The organism is Bradyrhizobium sp., assembly GCF_019242285.1.
Taxonomy (GTDB): Bacteria; Pseudomonadota; Alphaproteobacteria; order Rhizobiales; family Xanthobacteraceae; genus Bradyrhizobium.
In genome coordinates this window covers 1-4,886 of the sequence record NZ_JAFAVV010000415.1, presented here as the reverse complement: position 1 = coordinate 4,886, position 4,886 = coordinate 1, and the positions used below count along the sequence as shown (strand labels likewise).

The window sequence follows — 4,886 nt, the reverse complement described above, 5'->3', positions numbered from 1 at the left end:
ACCGAGGGCTTCCGCGACGTGATCGAGATCCGCCGCGCCAACAAGGAAGACCTGTGGGACACCTACAAGGACGTCGTGCGGCCCTATGTGCCGCGGCGCGACCGGCTCACTGTGCCGGAGCGGGTCGACGCGGCGGGCAAGGTGGTCGAGCCGCTCGACGTCGCGGCCGCCCGCGAAGTCGCGCGCATCCTGAAGCGCCGCGGCGTTGCCGCGATCGCGGTCTGCTTCATGAACGCCTATCTCAACGGCGCCAATGAGCGCGCCATGCGCGACATCCTGCGCGCGGAGATGCCGGACGTGCCGGTCTCGATCTCCTCGCAGGTGCTGCCGGAGATTTTCGAGCACGAGCGTTTTTCCACCACCGTCGCCAACGCCGTGGTGAGCCCGGTCGTGGTCGACTACACGACCCGGCTGGGCGACCGTCTGGCGCGCGACGGCTACACGCGCGACCTTTTGCTGCTGCACACCGGCGGCGGCGTGATGACGCCTGCGAGCGTCAAGGATTTCGCCGCCCGGCTGGCCGGCTCCGGCATCGCCGCCGGCGCCATCGCCAGCCGCTACATCGCCGGCCTCTGCGGCTTTCCGAACTCGATCGGCCTCGACATGGGCGGCACGTCCACCGACGTCTCGCTGGCCTACGAAGGCCAGTCGCGGATCACCAAGGACTGGCATGTCGAGTTCGGCTATCCGATCCGTTTCGCCTCGATCGAGGTGCTGACCATCGGCGCCGGCGGCGGGTCGCTGGCCTGGACCGATCCGGCCGGCTCGCTGCGCAACGGTCCGCAATCGGCCGGCGCCTATCCGGGCCCGGCCTGCTATGGCAACGGCAATCAACAGCCGACCAACACGGACGCCAATGTCACGCTGGGCCGCCTCGGCACCAGTCTCGCCGGCGGCAAGGTGATGCTCGATCCGGAGCTGGCGCGCCGCGCGGTCGAGGAGGGCGTGGCAAGACCGTTCGGCCTCGGCCTGCACGAGGCGGCGGATGCGATCGTCAAGGTCGCCAACGCCAACATGTCGGACGCGGTGCGGCTGATCTCGATCAGCCGCGGCTACGATCCGCGCGATTTCGCCCTTGTCGCCTTCGGTGGCGCTGGCGCGCTGCACGGCGTCGATGTCGCCCGCGAGCTTGCGATTCCCGCCGTCATCGTGCCGCCCAATCCGGGCGTGACCTCGGCGCTTGGTTGTCTCCTGGTCGACATGCAGCACGACTTCTCGCAGAGCTGCATGGTCGGCGCGGAGGAGGCGGATGCCGCCGACATCGAGGCGCAGTTCGCCGCGCTGGAGAAGGAGGCGCTGGCCCGCCTGACGCATGAGGGCGTGGCCGAGCAGGACATCGTCCTGCAGCGCTCGATCGACATGATGTATCGCGGGCAGTGGCGCTCGCTCGCGGTCAATGCGAGCCGCCCGATCGGCGCGATCGGCACGCTCGTCGAAAGCTTCCATGCCGAGCATCTGCGCGAATACAATTTCCGCCGCGACGACTCTCCCGTGAGCTTCTTCCGTCTCAATCTGAAGGCGATGGGCGTCGTGCCCAAGGCGGCGTTCGCCGTGCATGCGCCTTCGGACGTGATCCCGGAGCCGGCGTCGCGGCGCCGGGTCTGGTTCGATGGCAGCGCACTGGATACGCCGGTCTACGAGCGCGAGCAGTTGCCTAGCGGCTTCCGCTTCGTCGGTCCCGCCATCATCGAGCAGGTCGATGCCACGACCGTGGTGCCGCCCGGCGCCAGCGCCGAGGTCGACAAGTACCTCAACATCATCATCCGCGTGAGGGAGTGACCGATGGCCACCGATCTTCCGCTCGATCCCGTGACTTTCGAGGTGTTGAAAAACTCCTTCATCACCAGCGTCGACCAGATGGGCGAGCAGATTCTCAGGACCTGCTACTCCTTCGTGATCTACAACCATGACTTCTCCAGCGCGCTGCATGACGCCAAGGGCGAATGCGCCGCGCAGGGCAACCAGGACATCGCCGTCCACGTCGGCACGCTGCACTTCACCTGCCAGGACGTGATGCGCCATTTCGACGGCGACATGCATGAAGGCGACGTCTTCGCCATCAACGATCCTTACGCCGGCGGCACGCATTTCTCCGACGTGCGGCTGATCCGCCCGATCGTCGCCGACGGCAGGATCATCGCCTTCAGCCAGTCCAACGGGCACTGGTCGGATGTCGGCGGCAGCGTGCCGGGATCGTTCGACGTCGTCGCCCGCGAGATGTTCCGCGAGGGCTTGCGGATCACGCCAGTGCGGCTGTTCGACAAGGGCCGCTTCTGTAAGGACGTCGCCCACCTGATCGCCGCCAATACGCGCGATCCGGCCTCGATCATCGGCGACATCCAGGCGCAGGCGCAGGCGACACAGGTCTGCGAGCGCGAGATCCTGCGTCTCGTCGGCAAATACGGCCGCGATACGGTCGAGACCGGCCTTGCCGCCGTGCAGGACTATGTCGAGCGCTCGGTGCGCCAGCGCATGGCGGCGCTGCCCGACGGCGAGTGGGAGACGGTCGATTTCATCGACCGCGACCCGGCCGGCGGCGAGGGCCTGATCCCGATCAAGGTGAAGCTAACGATCAAGGGCGACCGCGCCATCTACGACTTCACCGGCAGCCATCCGACCATCGGCTCGATCTACAACTCGGCCTTCGGCGCGACCTTCTCGGCGGTGGCGGCCGGGATGAAGACGTTCTTCCCGGACCTGCCGCTCAACTCCGGCTTCTACCGCTGCTTCGAGATCATCGCGCCCGAGGGCTCGATCGTGGACGCGAAATGGCCGATCGCGGTCACCGGCTTCCTGATGCCATTCGAGAAGATCATGAACGCGATCTACGAGATGTGGTCGAAGCTGATGCCGGAGCGGGCGATCGCCTGCGCCTTCAATCTCGAATATCTCCTGACCGGCGGCCTCGACGCGCGCAGCGCCGACAAGCCGATCTTCATGTTCTACGACTGGCTGCCGGGCGGCTGGGGCGGCCGCAACGGCAAGGACGGCTGCAACGTCACCACCGCCTGTTTCGGCACCGGACTGATGTCGCAGCCGGTCGAAGGCCAGGAGCGCGCCAATCCGATCCTGACCACCGAATATGAGATTCTCACGGATTCGCCCGGTCCGGGCAAATGGCGGGGCGGCGCGGGCGTGATGAAGACCTCGCGCATGCTGGCCGCCGAGAAGACGGTGATTTCCTATATCTGTGACCGCGAGCGCGCCGTGGTCTGGGGCATCGAGGGCGGCCTGCCGTCGATGCCGCATGGCCTGACGCTGAAGCGCGCCGGGGCGGACAGCGAGGAGCGGCTCGGCTCGATCTTCTCCGACGTACCGATCGGCGAGGGCGACGTGTTCTCGCGCCCGACGGCCGGCGGCGGCGGTTTTGGCGACCCGCTCGAACGCGAGCCGGCGCTGGTGATCGAGGACATCAAGGACGATTACGTTTCGGTCGAACGCGCCGCCACGGATTATGGCGTGGTGGTGCGGACCATCGATGCGGAGCTCTGCGAGTACGAGGTCGATGCGCCCGCCACCACGGCGCTGCGCGCAAAACTGCGGGCCGAGCGCGTCGGCAACGCGAGGCTCGATCCCGAAATTGTCGCCGAGCGCTATCGCAAGGGCGAACTCGACGCGCTCGACGTGATCCGTCGCCACGCCGTGATCCTCGACTGGGGCACCGGCGCGCTGCTTCCCGAATCCACCCGGCAATTCCGCGACGTGTTCGAGCGGCGCTCGGTCGCAAGCTGGGCTGTGGACTGACGTTTTGACGGCAGGCATGCGGCCCATGGGCCGCATGAAACGAGCATGGGGTGGGATTGCGAATCTCGTCGCTCTCGCCCGTCATTCGAACCCAAAGGATTGAGCCATGACCTACCGTGCCATTTCTCTCCCTCTTGCGGCGATCGCAGTGATCGCGTTGGCCGCGCCGGCCGCTGCGGAAACGCCGTGGTTTCCGATGAAGGTCTACGATGCCTCGTCGGGGACGCCGAAGCCCGCGGAGTACACGCCGCTGCCGAAGGCCGAAAAGCCGTACAGACTGTGTGTGCTGTTTCCGCACATGAAGGACAGTTTCTGGGTCGCGGTGGCCTATGGCATCGTCAAGCAGGCCGAGGCGATGAACGTCAACATGACGCTGTACGAAGCAGGCGGTTACGAGAACCTGCCGAAGCAGCTCTCGCAGTTCGACGACTGTATGGCGAGCGGCTTCGACGCGATCATCGTCGGTGCGATCTCCGGTGCCGGGCTCAGCAAGAAGTTCGAGGAAGCCAAGGCGAAAGGCGTGCCGGTGGTCGGCGTCGCCAACCCGCTGCCGCCGAACGCCTTGCCGGCCGCGATCTATGTCGACTTCGTCGCCATGGGCGGGGTGACCGGTGAAGGTCTGCTGGCGCAGACCAAGCCCGACGACAAGCTCAACATCGTGACCTTCCCGGGCCCGGCCGGCTCGGGCTGGGCGGAGTCCTTCAACGAAGGCTTCAAGAAGGCGGTAGCGAAGAATCCCAACGCCAAGGTGCTCGGCGAGAAATTCGGCGATTCCGGCGTCGCGGTGCAGCTTCAGCTCATCCAGGACGCGCTGCAGGCCTACCCTGCCATGAACATCATCTGGGGCACCGCCCCGACCGCCGAAGCCGCGATCGGTGCGGTAGCGGAAGCCGGCCGCAGCGACATGAAGATCATGTCGTCCTACGAGAACCAGGCCATGCTGGATGCGCTGAACCGCGGCGACATCCTGGCCTTCGCGACCCAGTATCCGGTCGGCGAGGGTGCGGTCTCGGTCGATCAGGCGGTGCGTCTGATCGAGAAGAAGCCGGTCATGAGCCTGGCCCAGCCACTGGCGTCGGCGGTCGACAAGAGCACGGTCTCGAAATTGCAGATGGATCTCGTGCTGGCGCCGGGGTCCTGGA

Annotated in this window: 3 protein-coding genes; all 3 read left to right on the top strand. The window is 66.5% G+C overall.

Annotated elements, in window-relative coordinates; genetic code table 11:
- Nucleotides 1–1,779: hydantoinase/oxoprolinase family protein (locus tag JOY90_RS16155; RefSeq protein WP_291692119.1), on the top strand; the 1,779-nt coding region annotated here is incomplete at its 5' end.
- Between the two features lie 3 nt (nt 1,780–1,782).
- Nucleotides 1,783–3,744: a hydantoinase B/oxoprolinase family protein gene (locus tag JOY90_RS16150; protein WP_291692118.1), complete on the top strand. Its 1,962-nt coding sequence runs from the start codon at nt 1,783–1,785 to the stop codon at nt 3,742–3,744.
- A gap of 106 nt (nt 3,745–3,850) precedes the next feature.
- Nucleotides 3,851–4,886, top strand: a 1,036-nt coding sequence (gene torT, locus JOY90_RS16145) for a TMAO reductase system periplasmic protein TorT (RefSeq protein WP_291692117.1), incomplete at its 3' end; no start/stop codon positions are given.